15 protein-coding genes, 3 pseudogenes and 1 riboswitch are annotated in these 15,134 nt (G+C 71.0%); of the genes and pseudogenes, 9 read left to right on the forward strand and 9 right to left on the reverse strand.

Translation table 11 applies throughout. The features are described 5' to 3' along the window. Positions 1-21: 21 nt before the first annotated feature. The 5 genes and pseudogenes from LIU39_RS29730 to LIU39_RS29755 form a co-directional block, all read right to left on the reverse strand. Positions 22-1,161, reverse strand: a complete 1,140-nt coding sequence (locus LIU39_RS29730; protein WP_227050046.1) for a GDSL-type esterase/lipase family protein — start codon at positions 1,159-1,161, stop codon at positions 22-24. A gap of 274 nt (positions 1,162-1,435) precedes the next feature. Further along, positions 1,436-2,650 carry an erythromycin esterase family protein gene (locus LIU39_RS29735; protein WP_227050033.1) on the reverse strand — a complete coding sequence of 405 codons (1,215 nt, stop codon included), beginning with the start codon at positions 2,648-2,650 and terminating at the stop codon, positions 1,436-1,438. A gap of 446 nt (positions 2,651-3,096) precedes the next feature. Next, positions 3,097-3,315, reverse strand: a pseudogene (locus LIU39_RS35715) (amidase family protein); the annotation flags it as partial. Continuing rightward, positions 3,263-3,459, reverse strand: a pseudogene (locus LIU39_RS35720) (hypothetical protein); the annotation flags it as partial. The pseudogenes LIU39_RS35720 and LIU39_RS35715, both read right to left, overlap by 53 nt. 183 nt (positions 3,460-3,642) lie before the next feature. After that, on the reverse strand, positions 3,643-5,109 hold the full coding sequence (locus tag LIU39_RS29755) for an FAD-dependent monooxygenase (RefSeq protein ID WP_227050034.1): 1,467 nt from the start codon (positions 5,107-5,109) through the stop codon (positions 3,643-3,645). Positions 5,110-5,172: 63 nt separating this feature from the next. Between LIU39_RS29755 and LIU39_RS29760 the strand changes: the two genes are divergently transcribed. From LIU39_RS29760 to LIU39_RS29770, 3 genes are all read left to right on the forward strand, one after another. Beyond that, positions 5,173-5,790 (forward strand): TetR/AcrR family transcriptional regulator C-terminal domain-containing protein, encoded by a 618-nt coding sequence (locus LIU39_RS29760; protein ID WP_227050035.1) that lies wholly within the window; start codon positions 5,173-5,175, stop codon positions 5,788-5,790. Between the two features lie 148 nt (positions 5,791-5,938). Then, complete coding sequence (locus tag LIU39_RS29765; protein WP_227050036.1) at positions 5,939-6,268, forward strand: LysR family transcriptional regulator substrate-binding protein; 330 nt, start codon at positions 5,939-5,941, stop codon at positions 6,266-6,268. Beyond that, on the forward strand, positions 6,150-6,449 hold the full coding sequence (locus LIU39_RS29770) for a hypothetical protein (protein ID WP_227050048.1): 300 nt from the start codon (positions 6,150-6,152) through the stop codon (positions 6,447-6,449). The genes LIU39_RS29765 and LIU39_RS29770 overlap by 119 nt, the downstream gene beginning before the upstream one ends. Before the next feature lie 15 nt (positions 6,450-6,464). On the opposite strand, the gene LIU39_RS35370 is transcribed toward LIU39_RS29770, so the two are convergent. Continuing rightward, the gene (locus LIU39_RS35370; protein WP_308409428.1) at positions 6,465-6,707 is read right to left on the reverse strand and encodes an amidase family protein; all 243 of its coding nucleotides are present in this window, start codon (positions 6,705-6,707) and stop codon (positions 6,465-6,467) included. 13 nt (positions 6,708-6,720) lie between these two features. After that, complete coding sequence (locus LIU39_RS29780; protein ID WP_227050037.1) at positions 6,721-7,233, reverse strand: LURP-one-related/scramblase family protein; 513 nt, start codon at positions 7,231-7,233, stop codon at positions 6,721-6,723. Between the two features lie 150 nt (positions 7,234-7,383). After that, positions 7,384-7,557, forward strand: a riboswitch (M-box (ykoK) riboswitch). A gap of 297 nt (positions 7,558-7,854) precedes the next feature. Between LIU39_RS29780 and LIU39_RS29785 the strand changes: the two genes are divergently transcribed. The 4 genes from LIU39_RS29785 to LIU39_RS29800 all read left to right on the forward strand — a co-directional run bounded on the left by LIU39_RS29785 (position 7,855) and on the right by LIU39_RS29800 (position 12,182). Beyond that, entirely contained in the window at positions 7,855-9,498 is a 1,644-nt protein-coding gene (locus LIU39_RS29785) for an NRAMP family divalent metal transporter (protein WP_227050038.1), read from the forward strand. A gap of 172 nt (positions 9,499-9,670) precedes the next feature. Continuing rightward, positions 9,671-10,153 carry a hypothetical protein gene (locus LIU39_RS29790; RefSeq protein ID WP_227050039.1) on the forward strand — a complete coding sequence of 161 codons (483 nt, stop codon included), beginning with the start codon at positions 9,671-9,673 and terminating at the stop codon, positions 10,151-10,153. A gap of 208 nt (positions 10,154-10,361) precedes the next feature. Continuing rightward, positions 10,362-10,586 carry a winged helix-turn-helix domain-containing protein gene (locus LIU39_RS29795; protein ID WP_372464097.1) on the forward strand — a complete coding sequence of 75 codons (225 nt, stop codon included), beginning with the start codon at positions 10,362-10,364 and terminating at the stop codon, positions 10,584-10,586. An 876-nt stretch (positions 10,587-11,462) separates the two neighbouring features. Then, positions 11,463-12,182, forward strand: a complete 720-nt coding sequence (locus LIU39_RS29800) for a Crp/Fnr family transcriptional regulator (RefSeq protein ID WP_227050040.1) — start codon at positions 11,463-11,465, stop codon at positions 12,180-12,182. Positions 12,183-12,399: 217 nt separating this feature from the next. Here LIU39_RS29800 and LIU39_RS29805 read toward each other — a convergent pair whose 3' ends face one another. Both LIU39_RS29805 and LIU39_RS29810 read right to left on the reverse strand, forming a co-directional pair. Next, complete coding sequence (locus LIU39_RS29805) at positions 12,400-12,831, reverse strand: hypothetical protein (RefSeq protein WP_227050041.1); 432 nt, start codon at positions 12,829-12,831, stop codon at positions 12,400-12,402. Between the two features lie 184 nt (positions 12,832-13,015). After that, positions 13,016-14,146: a PQQ-dependent sugar dehydrogenase gene (locus tag LIU39_RS29810; protein WP_227050042.1), complete on the reverse strand. Its 1,131-nt coding sequence runs from the start codon at positions 14,144-14,146 to the stop codon at positions 13,016-13,018. Between the two features lie 704 nt (positions 14,147-14,850). Between LIU39_RS29810 and pqqA the strand changes: the two genes are divergently transcribed. Further along, positions 14,851-15,036, forward strand: coding sequence for a pyrroloquinoline quinone precursor peptide PqqA (gene pqqA / locus LIU39_RS29815; RefSeq protein WP_308409429.1), 186 nt, complete (start codon positions 14,851-14,853; stop codon positions 15,034-15,036). A 7-nt stretch (positions 15,037-15,043) separates the two neighbouring features. Then, positions 15,044-15,134 (forward strand): annotated as a pseudogene (locus LIU39_RS29820) (pyrroloquinoline quinone biosynthesis protein PqqB); the annotation flags it as partial.

The following is a 15,134-nucleotide window of genomic DNA, read 5'->3' on the forward strand; positions in this document are numbered from 1 at the left end:
CGGATGCCGGGCCCCGGCCGTTCAGCGGAAGGGGCCGTCGCTCGCGAAGGCGTGAGCGGCGAAGCGCTTGCCCATCCGGCGGTAGGCGGCGGCGGTGGGGTGCAGACCGTCGGCCAGGTCGTCCGTCTCGTCGGGGCCGAGCAGCTCGCGGCCGTCAAGATGGTAAAGGTGGGGATCGTGTGCCTGCCGGGCCGCCACGATCCGGGCCAGCTCGGCACGGACCGCCGCAAGCGACAACGCCCCGCCGGCCACATCCGCCGGGTCGCCCAGAGCGGTGATCTTTCCGTCCTGGCCCATCGTGGCCGGGCCGGGAGTCTCCTCGAACGCCGGGCAGCTCACGGGGGACATCAGCAGGAGCGGGGTGTCCGGGTGCCCGTCCCGGACCGTGTCCAGGAATCCGTGCACCGCCGGGCCGAACGTCCGCAGCCGGAAGGCGGCCAGGCCCACGATGTTGATGCCCACCTTGAGGCTGATCAGGTCGGCGGGCAGATCGCGGATCGTCCGGGCGACGTAGGGATCCAGCATCTCGTTGCCCGCCTGGCTGAGGTTGATCACCTCCACCCCACCGAGCGCGGCCGCCACCACCGGCCAGGTGCCGGTCGGTCCTTCGGCCTCGATGCAGTGGCTGATGGAACTGCCGTGGTGCACCCAGCGGCGCCGCCCGTCCGGCAGCGGCGCCAGCACCTCGCCATCAGTGCGCAGCGCCACCAGCTCCGTAGGCGTCTGCTGCGGCAGCCACAGCTCGACGTCCTTCATGCCGGCCGGCAGCCCGGTGAACCGTACGGTCCCCGGCTCGCCAGGGATCAGCCGCTGCGGGGCCCCGGGGCCCGCCATCCGCAGCACGTTGCCCACCGGCGCCTGCCGACGCCCGGCCGGTGCGCCGTCCACCAGCAGATCCAGCATCCCGGTCGGGCGGGGCTCGGGGTCGGTGTCGAGCTGCCCGGTGGAAGTGAGCACCTCCAACTCCAGCTCACGCGCGTCGGTACGGAACACCAGCCGCACCCCCGAAGGCATCACGGTCACCCCGTAGACCGACGGGTCCTGGTACTGCTCCTTGGTCCACGCAGGCAACCGGCGCGGCATCACCCCCGCCTCCGTGACCTCCAGGTCCAGCGCACCCCGCAACTCCACCGGACCGCCCACCAGCGGAACCGCCCGCATCGCCACCGTCACCACTCCCATCCCATGCCGCCGACGACACGAACCTACTGACCACCCCGCTCCGGTGACAATCGATCACCTTGCCACGCGACGAGCTTGCGGTGACCAGGTCACGCAGCCACTCGATGTCGCGCACCGGCATGATGCCGCATCCCGCGTCGCCGCCCTGCGGCCGCATCTGCGACGGCATGGTCCTCGGTCAGGCGGCGGGGCGCGATGTGCCTCGCCCGCTTACGGGTCGGGTCGGGTCGGCCGGTCGTCCGCGGAGCGCCGCTCACGGCAGCCAACGCACCGGAGACACCCGGCGGATGTGAATGAGTACGTCGAAGGCGTCGGCGAGGGAAGCGACGGTGAGGTGTGCGAGGTCGTCGCGGGACGGGTCGTAGACGCCGCTGATGACGCGGGCTTTCGCCGGTCCGTCCCATTGGCGGCGTACCGCTTCGTGGCGCAGGTCCAGCCAGCGGGCGGGCAGATCCGCCGCGCCGAGCCGCGCGTCGATCAGGTCTCCGGCCGGCTCCGGGACGACGGCGACACCGAGATCCCCGTGGTGGAAGCCGATCGCCACGGAAACGTACCGGGTGCCGTAACGCTTGCGCAGCAGGCTGCCGACGCTGGGCTGGGGGCCGCGCTCGGGGGCCGGGCCCAGGACCGTTTCGGCCGCCGACGTATGGGCGATGCCGTCCCAATAGACCATGCGCAGACCGGTCCGGCGCTGCGTGTCGCCGAGGGCGTCCGCCCATACCGGGGCGTCGCCCGCGTAGTTGTCCCGTCCGGCGACGCTGCGTTCATGGAAGTCCACGATCCGACGCATCCGCGCCAGGATGCCGTCGTCATGGACGGCGTCGGGCAACGACCGGATCAGCGCGAGCGCGTCGTGGGCGTGGTCGGCGAACGGGCGTCCCGGGTGCGTTCCCCAGGCCCGCTGCAGGTGCTCATCGGTGTGGTGAGCGGTCCGGATCGGATCCAGGTGGGAGGCCACTTCCGCCAGCCGTTCCGGGGCCGACGCACGGACGTGATCCAGGACGGCGCCGTAGTCATCGGACTGCGCCTGCGTGGGTTTCACGCCGAAGATCCGTACGGGATCGTTCGGGTGCTCCTGGTTGAACGCCCGGATCCACTCCAGCGCCGCGGCCATCTCGGCGGTGCGCCAGGGCCGCCAGGCGTCGTCGAGCGCGGACCCGGCCGAGCCCTCGCCGCCGCGCACGTACCCGTCGAGGCGGGCGGCGACCCCGGCACTGTCCTGCACGGCCAGCGCCCGGAACCCGTGGCGCCGGACCAGCCGGCGGAAGAGCTGGTCCCGCACGCCGAAGGTTTCCCGGGAGGCCCGGGTGGACTCCCCGATGCCGACGATCGCTGCCGCGACGGCAAGCCTCTCGGCCAGCTCGTCGAGCGCGGCGTCGGACAGCGGGCCGGTGCCGGAGTGCGGGAGGCCGGACGAGTCCGTACGTGAAGGGGCGGAGCCGCGGGAAGCGGTGATGTTGTTGGTCATGCCCTCAGACTTCTACCTGAAGTTCGGTTGAGGTCAAGAAGGTTGGTCCGGCCGTGCGGCGGCGGGCTGCCGGGTCAGGCGGAGGTGGCGAAGGCCGGTGGACGCAGCGTGCCCTCGGTGGACTCGACCACCTGCGCGGCCCCGAGTGCGAGGTCCTCGCGGTGGTGCGGGGCGACGAGTTGCACGGCGCAGGGCAGACCGTCCGGGCTGGTTGGGCCGCGTCCGGTGCGCCCAGTAGGCGGCGAAGTCGGCGGGGGTGACGGTGCGGCCGCCGTCGGGTACGTCGGCGAACCACGGTTCGAGGTCGCCGCGCCTGGCGGTGAAGTCGTCGAGGACGCCGAGGAATCGGCTGTAGGCCAGGACCTTCTGCCGCAACTGGAAGGGCGCGGGGAAGTCCGCGGCACCGGGCAGCGCCGACTCGTCGTCCCGGACATGTGGCCCCGGTCGCGCAGGAGGCCGGCCGTCCGCTCCAGGGCGTGCAGCATCTCGGACCGTGGCGCGGATATGCCGAGGGAGCGCAGAACTCCCACGCGCAGTGCGGGCAGCGGCCGATCGAGGGTGTCCACGCACGAAGTCCCGGGCGTGCGAAGCGAGTTCGGGTCTGCGGGGTGGTTACCTGTGGTCACGTCGAGGCGCAGGGCGGCGTCCCGGACGGTGCGGGCCATGCCGCTGGGGGCCGTCTTCAAATGTCACGCCCACATCCGGGACGGCCGCTTGGTAGGACTCGGCGGTCTTGTCGTAGCGGGTGTGATCCCTCGGCGTTGCTTCAAGCGGTTGAAGCAACGCTCGACGACGTTGCGCTGCTTGTAGAGGTGCTTGTCGACGGCTGGCGGGCGGTCCCGCCTCATTGATGCTCCTGCCGCCTCCGGGCCGAAGCCCCTCACTGCGATTCGTACAGCAGGGGCCGAAGTGCGGAAGCGGGTCCGGGAGGTGGCCGGTGCGAACAGTCCGGCTGCCGACGGCCGGGGGCTTGGACATCGACGGCGTCCTGGTCAGCGGTGAGTCGCGGATACCGCCGCGTGCGCCTCGGCCCGCAGAACTTCGGCGTCGGGCTGTTCGCTCGCCCAGGCGACATGGCCGTCGGGGCGGATGAGCGCGGCACGCACGGTGGACCAGGCGGGGCGTGGGTCGGGCCGGTGTGCTGTGTGCGTGATGATGTGGGGGGTGGAGGGCGGTGCCGGGGTGCCGGTGAAGTGCAGCAGGACGTGGCGGCCGGTCCGGAGCAGCGTGAAGAGGTCTGTGCTGTTGGAGAGTTCGAGGTTGGGTGCGCGGTGACCGGTCAGGGGGTGGTGGTGTGCGGGGCCCGGGTAGGTGACGGCCAGTGCGGAAAGTCGTTCGGCCAGGCTTCGGGAGAACTCGGGTACGGTGGCGATGAGTTGGCCCAGGAGTGCGCGCAGGTCTTGGCCCTCCGCCGAGTAGGCGTTCATCAGTGCCGTCTGGGCGCGGGTGCTGAGCAGTAGGTCGGCGCCGACCGGGTGGCGTTCGGCGTGGTAGCTGTCCAGGAGTCCGGCGGGGGCGGTGCCTGCCACTGTGGCGGCCAGTTTCCAGCCGAGGTTCGTGGCGTCCTGGATGCCGACGTTGAGGCCCACGCCTCCGGCCGGGTAGTGCATGTGCGCCGCGTCGCCCGCGAGGAGGACGCGGCCCCTGCGGTACTCGGCGGCCTGGCGGGCGGCGTTGCCGAACCGGGAGAGCCAGCTCGGGTCACGCATGCCGAAGTCGGTGCCGGCGATCCGGGTCACCTTGGCGCGCAGCCCGTCGAGGGTGAGTTCGCCGGGGTGGCCGGTACCGGTACTGTCCGGGTCACCGCCGACGATCCGGTGGATGCCGCCCGGCATCGGGACAATCATGACGCCGCCGGTCGGACCTGACACGGCCAGCACCGCTTCCTGTGGCGGGTTGTCCAGGACGACGTCGCCCAGGAAGCCCCAGGTGGTGGCGTCGTTGCCGGGGAAGTCGATGCCCGCCGCTTCGCGCACGGTGCTTCGGGTGCCGTCGCAGCCGACGATGTAGTCGGCGCGCAGTGTGTACGGGCCGTCGGGGCCGGTTGCCTCAACGCTCACCCCGTCTTCGTCCTGGGTGAGTCCGGTCACTTGCTGCCCCCGCCGGATTTTGGCTCCGGCCGCATTCCCGTGCTCCTCCAGTAGCTCCTCGGTGCGGGCCTGCGGCAGGGCGAGTGTGAAGGGGTAGGGGGTGTCGAGGACCCCGAAGTCCATCCGGTCGTCGAGCCCGCCGAAGTGGCCGCTGGGGATGCGCCGTCCCTCCGTGAGGAAGGGCTCCAGCACGCCCCGGGTGGCCAGGGCCTCCAGTGTGCGCGGATGGATGGTGAGGGCCTTGGAGTGGGGATCCCGCTCGCGGCGAGTTTCCAGGACGGTGACGGGCGTCCCGCCCAGCCGCAGTTCGGCGGCCAGCCACAGCCCGGTGGGGCCGCCTCCTGCGATGACTACGTGCTCGTGCTCCATGGCAGCTCCTCAAGAATGTCTTGGTCAGTGACCAAGGTGGGGTGCGCCCAGTAGACTAGGTCGGTGACCAAGAAGCAAGCGGAGGATCTCGCCCGGACTCGGCTCGACCCCGGAACGGTGGTGCGAACGGCCCTGGAACTGCTGGAGGAGAAAGGCGCGGACGGGCTCTCGATCCGCGGCATCGCGGACCGGCTCGGCGTCCGGATGAACACAGTGCTCTGGCATGCGAAGAGCAAGGCGCGGCTGTCGGAGTTGATGGCGGACGCGATCGTGGCCGGGGCGCCGGTGGACGGACTGCCCGAGCCCTGGGAACCACGGGTCCGCGAACTGCTCCACCGCTACCGCCGCGCCCTGCTGGCCCACCGGGACGGGGCCAGGATTGTGGCCGGTACGTACGCCGCCGAACCCGCCACACTCCGCTTCGCCGACCTGATGACCGAGGCGCTGCTGGCCGGCGGTCTCGCGGAACGCGAGGCGGTCTGGACCGGCTGGAGCCTTGTCTACTTCGCCTTGGGGCTGGCTCAGGAGGAACAGGCGCTTCCTGACGCGATGGGCCCGGCGTTCGCACGAAGGCTGGACACGGGCGAATACCCCTCACTGTCCCGAGCCGCCGCGTACTTCGAGGACACCTCCTTCGACGAGCGCTTCGACTACGGACTCTCCCGCATCCTGGGGGTGTGAAACGGAACGGCGCCCCAACGGCCGGGCTCTCCACCCTCGACGGAGGGCCCGGCCCGTCCTCGCGGGAGACCCGCGCGCGGATGTTCTGGATCAAGGAGATCAAGCGCCGACCAGGTCCTGGCCAGGTCCGCACCCGGCACCTCGACTGGTGGGACACGCGCGCTCCCGCCGGGGGCGAGTCGACACCCTCATCTCATACAAACCCCTCCCCTTCCCCACGGACGGCTTCCGAGTGACCACGCTCCACGAGGAACCGCGGGTGCTCGTCACATCGGTGAGTCATCCCCTGGCGAACGAGGAAGCAGTCAGCCTGCGGGCTCTGTCGGACGAGGAACTGGTGGCCTGCGTCAGCACTCCGGTTGTCCGGAGCACGCCCAAGCCGGTCGGCGCCACCTCAGCCCGCGATCGACGAGAGCTACGAGGACAAGCTGGAGGTCGTCGCCACCGGCCACTGTGTCGCGATCTTCCCTCCCAGTGATCGACGCGCCGCTGTGCGCGAGGACATCGCCCTGGTGCCCGTCGTCGACACCGATCCCTGCGAGGTTGTGCTCGTCACGCGCGCCGACGCCCCGAACCCGCTGCTCGGATCACTGGAAGACGTCGCACATACATTGCTCGGCACAGTCTCCACCCTCGCCTCGCTGCTGATGTGGGCGTGACACTTTGAAGAGCCCCTAGCCAGGACAGGTGTGCTGCGGCCGGAACGGCAGGGGCGAGGGGCCCTGGGGGATGTGGCCATGGCTCGGCTTGAGGTCGGCGCCCCCGCACAGCGCGGCCGGGATGCGGGTGGAGCCGTGGTCGTCCCCTGCGGTGCCGAGCGCGACGAGGGCGGCGGCGACGGCCGCGGCCCTCGCCGCCGCTGGAGCCGCCCGGTGCGCGGCAGTTCCCGGGGTGGCCGCCTTGAGGTGAAAAGCCAAGCTCAGAGGCTGGTCAGCCGTCCTCTCTGCTGTCCTCAAGGATGTGGTCCACGCACACCGCCAGGATGACCAGCAGTGTGTCGTCCTGCCGGCCCATGACGTCGACGGCGTAGGCGTCGCGGATGCTGAACCAGCGGCGGGAGATATGGGCCAGCGTGGTGCCTTCGTGCTGGATGTCGAATTCGCGATCCCACAGGTTGCCGGCTACCCGCAGGCGGCGGCCGTCCTGCAGGCTGACCTTGAAGCGGTCCCCGAAGAGCGTGAACCTCCGCTTGCTGATCCGGCCCACGACCTCACCGCCCTGCTTGATCAAGAGGGTGTGGTGGAAGGTGAATGCCTTCTTGACGATGCTGGCCACCTGGTCGCCCTGGGTGTCCACGAGGTCGAAGGTGGTGCGGAGCCGGAGCAGTTTCCGGTTGACCTTGTAGAGCCTCTCCCGGTGCTCGGTCTCGATCCACGCCTCCTCGTGAAAGGCCAGCATGCGGTCGCGTACCAGGTAGCGCATCGAAAATCCCGTCCGAGTCATGGTTGGCAGGTCCGTGACACCGTGCCGTCGCAGAGCGTACTGGGGTCGCGGGGGCCTCGTGGACCAGGGGTATTGACGAGGCGCGTCAAGACTTCGCCAAATACTTGCGCGATCACGCAAGTATGCCGCTATGCTTCTGGAGGTTTGAAGAAGGCACCTCGTTCGGTGAGGCGTCTGCACGGACACAGGCCACTGACCCCACGACGTCGAGAGACGCCCAGGTTCAGGACAGATCTCCCCGGCTCAAGGGGTGATCCCAAGTGGCTTCCCCCACAGGTGGATTACGCCGTGCAGTGCCAAAGCTCTGACGAGTTGGGGTGAACCGGCCATCGGGCCGGTCCGCTCCTTGCCGCGTCGTCCAGCGCCTGCGTGCGCTCCGGCCGGAGGGAGGCGAGAGACATGGATTGCGGTTGCAGTAGACCGGGCCACAGTAGGCCCCGTACCGGATTGTCTTCTTCGACCTCCGGTATGCGGTAACCACCTCTCCCGCGCGCACTCACTTCCCGCTCCAGGCACCCGTACGGCCTTCGCCGTCCCGGGCCGCCGGGCTGCGCGCTCCCCGGGAACGGCTGCCGCGCGCCCTCAACACCTCTCCCCATCGGGGGAATCGGGAGGCCCGCCATGACCAGCGTGATCAACGACAAGACCATTCCGGCACCGCGCAGCGCAGTCCTCGACGACGCGCACGTGGGCGACATCCGCGGTGCGCTCGGCACCATCAAGCACGACGACACCGGTGAGCGCCACGGCCTGTCCGCCAAGCTCAGGACGCTGCTCGCGATCGTCGGCCCCGGCCTGATCGTCATGGTCGGTGACAACGACGCCGGCGCCTTCGCCACGTACGGGCAGACCGGGCAGAACTACGGCACCCAGCTGCTGTGGACCCTGCTCCTGCTGATTCCCGTCCTGTACGTCAACCAGGAGATGGTGCTGCGCCTCGGCGCGGTGACCGGCGTCGGGCACGCGCGCCTGATCCTGGAGCGGTTCGGGAAGTTCTGGGGCGCGTTCTCCGTCATCGACCTGTTCCTGCTCAACGCGCTGACGCTGGTCACCGAGTTCATCGGGATCACCATGGCCGCCGACTATCTGGGACTGCCGAAGGCCGCCTCGGTGATCCTGGCCGCCGCCGTCATCATCGCCTCCGCGTTCACCGGCTCCTTCCGCCGCTTCGAGCGGATCGCCGTCGCCCTGTGCGCCGCCTCGCTGCTCCTGGTCCCGCTCTACTTCATGATCCACCCCAAGGCGTCGCAGATGGCGCACGGCTTCGTGGTCCCGGCCATCCCCGGCGGCAGCGGCGAGCCGGCCACCGTCATGCTGCTGATCATCGCCATCGTGGGCACCACGGTGGCGCCCTGGCAGCTGTTCTTCCAGCAGTCGTACGTCATCGACAAGCGCATCACCCCGCGCTTCATGAGGTACGAGAAGGCCGACCTGTGGATCGGAATCGCGATCGTGATCATCGGCGCGGCCGCCATGATGGGCCTGGTCGCCGCCGCGTTCGCCGGCACCAAGGGGTTCGGGAACTTCGACGACACCGCGGGCCTGATCGCCGGCATCGAGGCCAAGGCCGGCAAGGCCGCCGGGGTGCTCTTCGCGATCACTCTGCTCGACGCCTCGATCATCGGCGCGTTCGCCGTGTCCCTGTCCACCGCGTACGCGATCGGTGACGTGTTCGGGATGAACCACTCGCTGCACCGAGGGGTCAAGGGCGCGAAGGGCTTCTACGCCGTCTACGCCGGCCTGGTCGCGACGGCGGCCGCGATCGTGCTCGTCCCCGGCTCCCCGCTCGGCCTGCTCACCCAGGGCGTGCAGACGCTCGCCGGGGTCCTGCTGCCGTCCGCCTCGGTCTTCCTGCTGCTGCTCTGCAACGACAAGCAGGTCCTCGGGCCGTGGGTGAACGGCCCCAAGACCAATGCCTTCACCGCGGCGGTCGTCGGTGTCCTGGTGTCGCTGTCCATCATCCTGACCGCCTCGGTCCTCTTCCCGGACATCAGCGCGGGCGCGATCCTCGACATCATGGCCGGCTGCGGTATCGCCGGGGTACTGGCCGCCTGCTACGCCGTCACACGTCGGCGTACCACCACCGAGGAGGACCCGATCGACCGCACCGGCCGCGACGACTGGCGGATGCCGCCGCTGGAGACACTGACCCGGCCGGCCATGTCCACCGGCCTCAAGATCGGCATGGGCGCCCTGCGCACCTACCTGCTCATCGCGGTGATCCTGGTCGTCATCAAGATCGCCCGGGTCGCCCTCGGCAACTGACCCGGGCGGGCCCACCGCCAACCCTTCCGGAAGCGCCCGCCGTCCGGCCAGTTCACCCAGACGCCGCTGTAGGCCGCCCACCGCATCACCAAGGCGGCCACGGCCCGCTCCCGCACGCCGTCCAGCTGTTCCCACCTGCGCACAACGCGCCCTGCACGGAGGTGAGTTACCCATGTCCGTCCTGACCGCCCGCCACATCCCGCTCGTCGGTCGCCCTTCGGCCCACAAGCGCGGCGCCGTGCGGGCAACGCTCGCCCAAGTGCTGCACCGACTTGCCGACAGCCCTCTGGACAGCACGGTCATCCGCACCGTCCCCGCCCCGGCGGCTGCCCGCACCCCCTCCGCGCGCGCCGAGCGGGGCCCGGCCCCGCTGCACGCCCACTGGCACACCGTCACCGGCCCCGACGGCCGGTCCCACCTCGAAGCCACCTGGCACCAGCGGCTCCGCGAACACCGCATCCGGAAGGAGTCCGTACGTCCTTCCCTCCCTGGGGACTTCTTGGCGGACGGCATGGCGCCCTCGCCCGATCCGGCCCGTCCCTCCGGCCGGAACCCGCTGCCCGCCGTGCCTCACCGGCACCCGGCGACGGCACCCGATGCCCCGACCACGAATGTCGTCAACACGCCGACCCGACAGGAAACAACATGGCCCTGAGCTACCGCACGGCTGACTGTGTCCACCACGACCGGACCCCCACGCCCGGACCGCGGGGGCGCGGCAGGACCTGGCACGTATCGCAGTCACCTCACTCACCCGCGGCCGCAGAGCCGCCCCGGGCTCCGGTGTACCGGGTGGATGGTCTCGTCGTCGACCGCGGCGCCCGCCGGGCCTCGGTCGAAGGCGCCAACTCGCCCTCACCTGCATGGAGTTCGAGCTGATCGCCCACCTCGCCGCCCACCCCGATCGCGTCTACACCCGACGCCGGCTGATGGAACTGGTGTGGCAGCAGACGCCTACGGGCGACCTGCGTACCGTCGACGTCCACATCGCCCGCCTGCGCCGCAAGCTCGGCCCCGAACACCGGGCCCTGATCCGCACCGTGCGACAGGTCGGCTACGCGTTGAACCGCTTCCGGAGCATCGCCTGACTGTCCGCTTCCCTTGCCACTCGGCTCTCGCCACGATCCACATCCGCGGCCACGAGGCGGCCACGAAGGTCCGCGCAGTGTGCGAGCCGGCCGTCAGCAGATCCGGCGCCCGTCTCGGGCCCTGCACGCCGACTTGGGCCCCGGACGCCGGGTCCGGGGCCGATCACAGCGCCCCAGCGCAATAAAACCGCAGGTCATAGCGCTCCTCCACAGAGCCCCCTGTCGGATTCGAACCGACGGCCCTCGCTTCACAAGGGCAGAAATAGGGGGAACCCGTAAGTGTCTCGCCGGGTTACTGACCAGGGGCCTGGATGCACCGGCCAGTCCCATATCCGGAAGCAGGGGGGAGCGCTCTCCTGAGCGGCCTCGTCCGGACGCGAGGTGCCCCTCGCCGTCGACGGCCCGCAGGAATCCGGGCGTGGCCCGCGTGACACCGCCTCGGCACGTCAGCCGCGGGTGCACCGTCGCCGTCACGGGCATCGCTATCATCCCCACGACCAGGCCGTGGACGAGTCCGACCAGAACGCCGGTCTGCGCACCGGCAGGAACCAGCCGGTGGAAGACCGCGGCGTACGGCAGGCCGAAGGCCACCGTGCCCGTCATCACCAGGTGGAGCAACATGCCGAGCATCCGGGCGCGCTTCTCGTCCCGTCGATGGTCGTCATGCCCCCCGGCCGGCGGCGTGATGTCCATGACCGTGGTCGTCATACCCCTCGTGCGAACCATCACCACGGTCCCCGCCGCGGACCCGGTACCCGCTGCGGACTCCGTGCTCTCTCCCCGCGGCGCGCATCACGAGCCGCGGTGCCAGGCCGCCCCTGTCACCACACCGGCAACCCGCCCAGGGCCGCCCCGACGCGAAGGACTGTCAGTCAGATGACACAACCGCAGCACCACGGCCGCCGCCCGGGGGCCTTCGCCGACCCGCCCCAGGAACAGCTCAAAGCGGCGGCCTGGGTGGCCCGGTCTCTCGGCCGCGGCGAGCACGCGCCGCTGCACGCCGAGGACGTGGTGGCGCTCGCCGACATCCTGCGGCCGGTGCCCGTACGCCCCGGGACCGTCGTCACCGCCGCCGGCGCCGCCCCGTCCGGGGTGTGGATCCTGCGCAGCGGCAGCGCCGAGCTTGCCGTCGGCTCCGGTCCTCGCCAGGTCGTCGTCCAGATCCTGCACCCCGGGGACATCGACGGAGACGTCCAGATGCTGCTGCGCATGCCGCTGCCCTACACCACCCGGGCCCTGGAGGCGGGAGAGTTCCTGCACCTGTCGAACGCCGACTTCGACCGCGTTCTCCAGAGCCGTCCTGCCGTCGCCCGCCGCTGGCTGACCAGCATCTCCACCCGACTCGCTCACAGCCAGGCCCGCCTGACCACGCTCCTCGGCGGCACCCTGATCGAGCAGGCCGCCCGCCTGCTCCTCGATGAAGCCGTCGACGGCACCGTCCGCCTGCCCCAGCGCACGCTCGCTGCCATGCTCGGCGCCCGCCGCCCCTCCCTCAACAAGATCCTCAAAGAACTCGAACAGCGCGGCACCATCCGCCTGGCCTACCGCGCCATCGAAATCAGCGACGCCGCCGCCTTGCGAAGACTGGCGACATGAACACCACCCGCCACCACGAGTGCCCGGCACGCGGTGCCGCTTCGCGCGACGGGAGCCTCGGATCCGCGGTCGAGCGACGTCGCCGTGCGGCAGAGCGGCTCCCGACGGGGAGCGCTCCCTTGGGTGCGTGACCGGGCGTCCGCGCAGCACTGAGCGGTTGGCAGGCCGAGCGCTTCCCGGCTCGGACCGCCAACCGCTCACTCAGTCCTACCTCCCGTCACCGACCGTGACCGCCACCGCCGTGGTCGCCGCCACCGCCGCCGCCGTGGTCGCCGCCGCCGCCGTGGTCGCCGCCACCGCCGCCGCCGCGGTCGCCACCGCCGCCATGACCGCCGCCGTAGCCGCCGCCGTGGTCGCCGCCGCCGTGGTCGCCGCCGCCACCGCGGTCGCCGCCGTGGCCGTAGCCGCCGTTGTCGCCGTGGCCGTAGCCGCCGTAGCCGTTGTCGCCGTGGCCGTGACCGCCGCCGTCATTCCAGCCCCAGTTGTCGGAGCTGTGGTGGGAGTTGTAGGTGCTGACGGCAGCGATATGACTCGCGGAACTCTGCGGCATCTGGGCTGCGGAGGCTGCGCCGCCGGCCGCTGCCAGCGCGCCGGCAGCCAGGAGCCCGGTAGCCGCAACCGCGGCAATGCGCCGTATCGACTTGCTCATGAGTGCCCTCCTTGCATACTGAGGGGCGGTTGGTCGCCGCCTGCCTCAAGTCAAGAGTGGGACTCTCCATGGTGCGGCTGCGCCCGAAAAGTCATAAAGGTGACATAGGTTCTGCGACTTCCTGCCGACGGTGCCCCGCGGCGCCCGGCCCGCCGCACGGGACCGGCGTCCCGGCCGCCGCTGCTCACTTCAGGTCGATCCGGAACACCTTGTCCGAGCCGGGGCCGCCGTCGCCGTTGTTGTCGGCGTTGGTCGTCGTCAGCCACAGCGCCTTCTTGCCGGGCACCGCCTCGACGGTGCGCAGCCGCCCGTAGTCCTTGGTGTAGTACGCCTTCGGGGTGCCGGCGGCGGTGCCGTCGACCGGGATGCGCCAGAGCCGCTGGCCGCGCAGCGCCGCCAGGTAGAGCGCCCCGTCCGCATACGCGACGGCGCTGGGGGAGGCATCCTTGACCGGCCACTGCCGCTTGGGGCTGGTCATCCCGTCGGTCGAGCAGGTGCCCTCGCAGAGGGGCCAGCCGTAGTTCTTGCCCGGTTCGATGAGGTTCAGCTCGTCGTACTTGGCGTCGCCGAACTCCGCCTCCCACAGGTGGCCGGCGGCGTCCCAGGTGAGGCCCTGGGGGTTGCGGTGGCCGTAGGAGTAGACGAGGGTGCCGAACGGGTTGCCCGGCGCGGGTTTGCCGTCCGGCGTCATCCGCAGGATCTTGCCGTTGAGGGACTTCTTGTCCTGCGCCAGGTCGGGGGTCTGGGCCTCGCCCGTGGTGGCGTAGAGGAAGCCGTCGGGGCCGAACTTGATGCGGCCGCCGTTGTGGTACTTGTTCTTCTTGATCCCCTTGACCAGCACGGTGTAGTCGCCGAGCTTGCCGTCCTGGTACGTCAGCCGGGCGATGCGGTTGCCTTCCGACGCGGTGTGCATCACGAAGACGTGGTGGTCGCTCTTCCAGTCCGGGGACACGGCGATGCTCAGCAGGCCGCCCTCGCCGCCCGTGGTCACCACCTCCGGCACCTTGCCGACCTCCTTCTTCGTGCCGTCCTGGGTGAGCGTGAAGACCTTGAAGGTGTCCCGCTCGGTGAGCAGCGCGGAGCCGTCAGGCAGCCAGCTCAGGCCCCACGGGATGGACCAGCCGTCCGAGACGGTCGCCGGTGTGCCGGGGACGGAGCCGGCCGCGGCCCGGTCGGCGGGGCGCGGCGGATGGGAGGGGCCCGCCGATGCGGCGCCGGACGTTCCGGCGGCGAGCAGCAGCCCGACGGCCAGGGCGGACGCGCCGAGACTGGGGAGGGAGTGGCGATGGGGGCGGATGGGGATGTGCTTGCGCATGGGGGCCTCCGGTCAGGAAGGTGCGGCAGGACATGCCCGGGGGAGCGGTGAGCGGAGCGAGGGACGTGCGGGCGGGTGGACGTCCCGTCCGGGCGGCGTCGGCGGGGCGGGACGCCAGAAGCTGATAGGAAAGTTTCCTGTTTGTTGACTGGCCGGGAACCTACTGCGGGCTCCGGGCACCGTCAAGACACCGGGCGGAGGCCCGAGAAGCGCGCGGACACGTCCAAGGTGCCACGTCCTGACGGGAGTTGCCGTCGTGCTTCCGGAAACCACGGACGGCGGACGGCAGCCGGAAGAAGTTTCCGCGGCCGTCTGCCTCGCCCCGGCGCCCCCTCCCACCAGGGGTGTTGCCGGAACCGGAAGTCTCGGGGGATGCCCCCGGACGCCGTATGGACCGGGCCGGTGCCGCCCCGCCCCAGTGACGGCGGCGCTCATGGGCGGTGATTCTGCGGTGCGGTACGGAGCGCTACGGCGCGGCGGGCGCCGGCCTGCTCCCGCCGACCGCGGCAGCGCCGTACCCACGGCTGTCCGCACTCCAACTCACCTGCACCGCAAGGGATGTGGCCCTGCCGGTACGCCGGTGCCCGGCGGCCTGCGCGGGCGGCACGGTCGCCGCGGCGGCGCCGGGAGTGCGCCACCGCCATGTCCGAAACTCTCCGTTCCCCCCCCACTCATCCACCTGCTCCACCGAAGGGCGGACCCCCATGACCAGCCTGCAGACCGTACGCACCACGCACCGCGACCCGCACACCCCGCAGCCCAACACACCGAAGGCCGCGGCCCGTTCGCACGCTCCCGGTTCCGGAACCGGGACCACCTGGCACACCCCCGGCTACACCGTGATCGACACCGCGCTCGAAGTCACCGCGTACCGGCTCGCCGACCGCTGACCGCCGCGTGCTGCTCAAGGTGCTCGGCACCGCGGCGGGCGGCGGCGTACCCCAGTGGAACTGCGCGTGCCCCGGATGCGCCGGGGCACGCGCAGTTC

The sequence above is a fragment of the Streptomyces pinistramenti genome, from assembly GCF_020564935.1.
Taxonomy (GTDB): domain Bacteria; phylum Actinomycetota; class Actinomycetes; order Streptomycetales; family Streptomycetaceae; genus Streptomyces; species Streptomyces pinistramenti.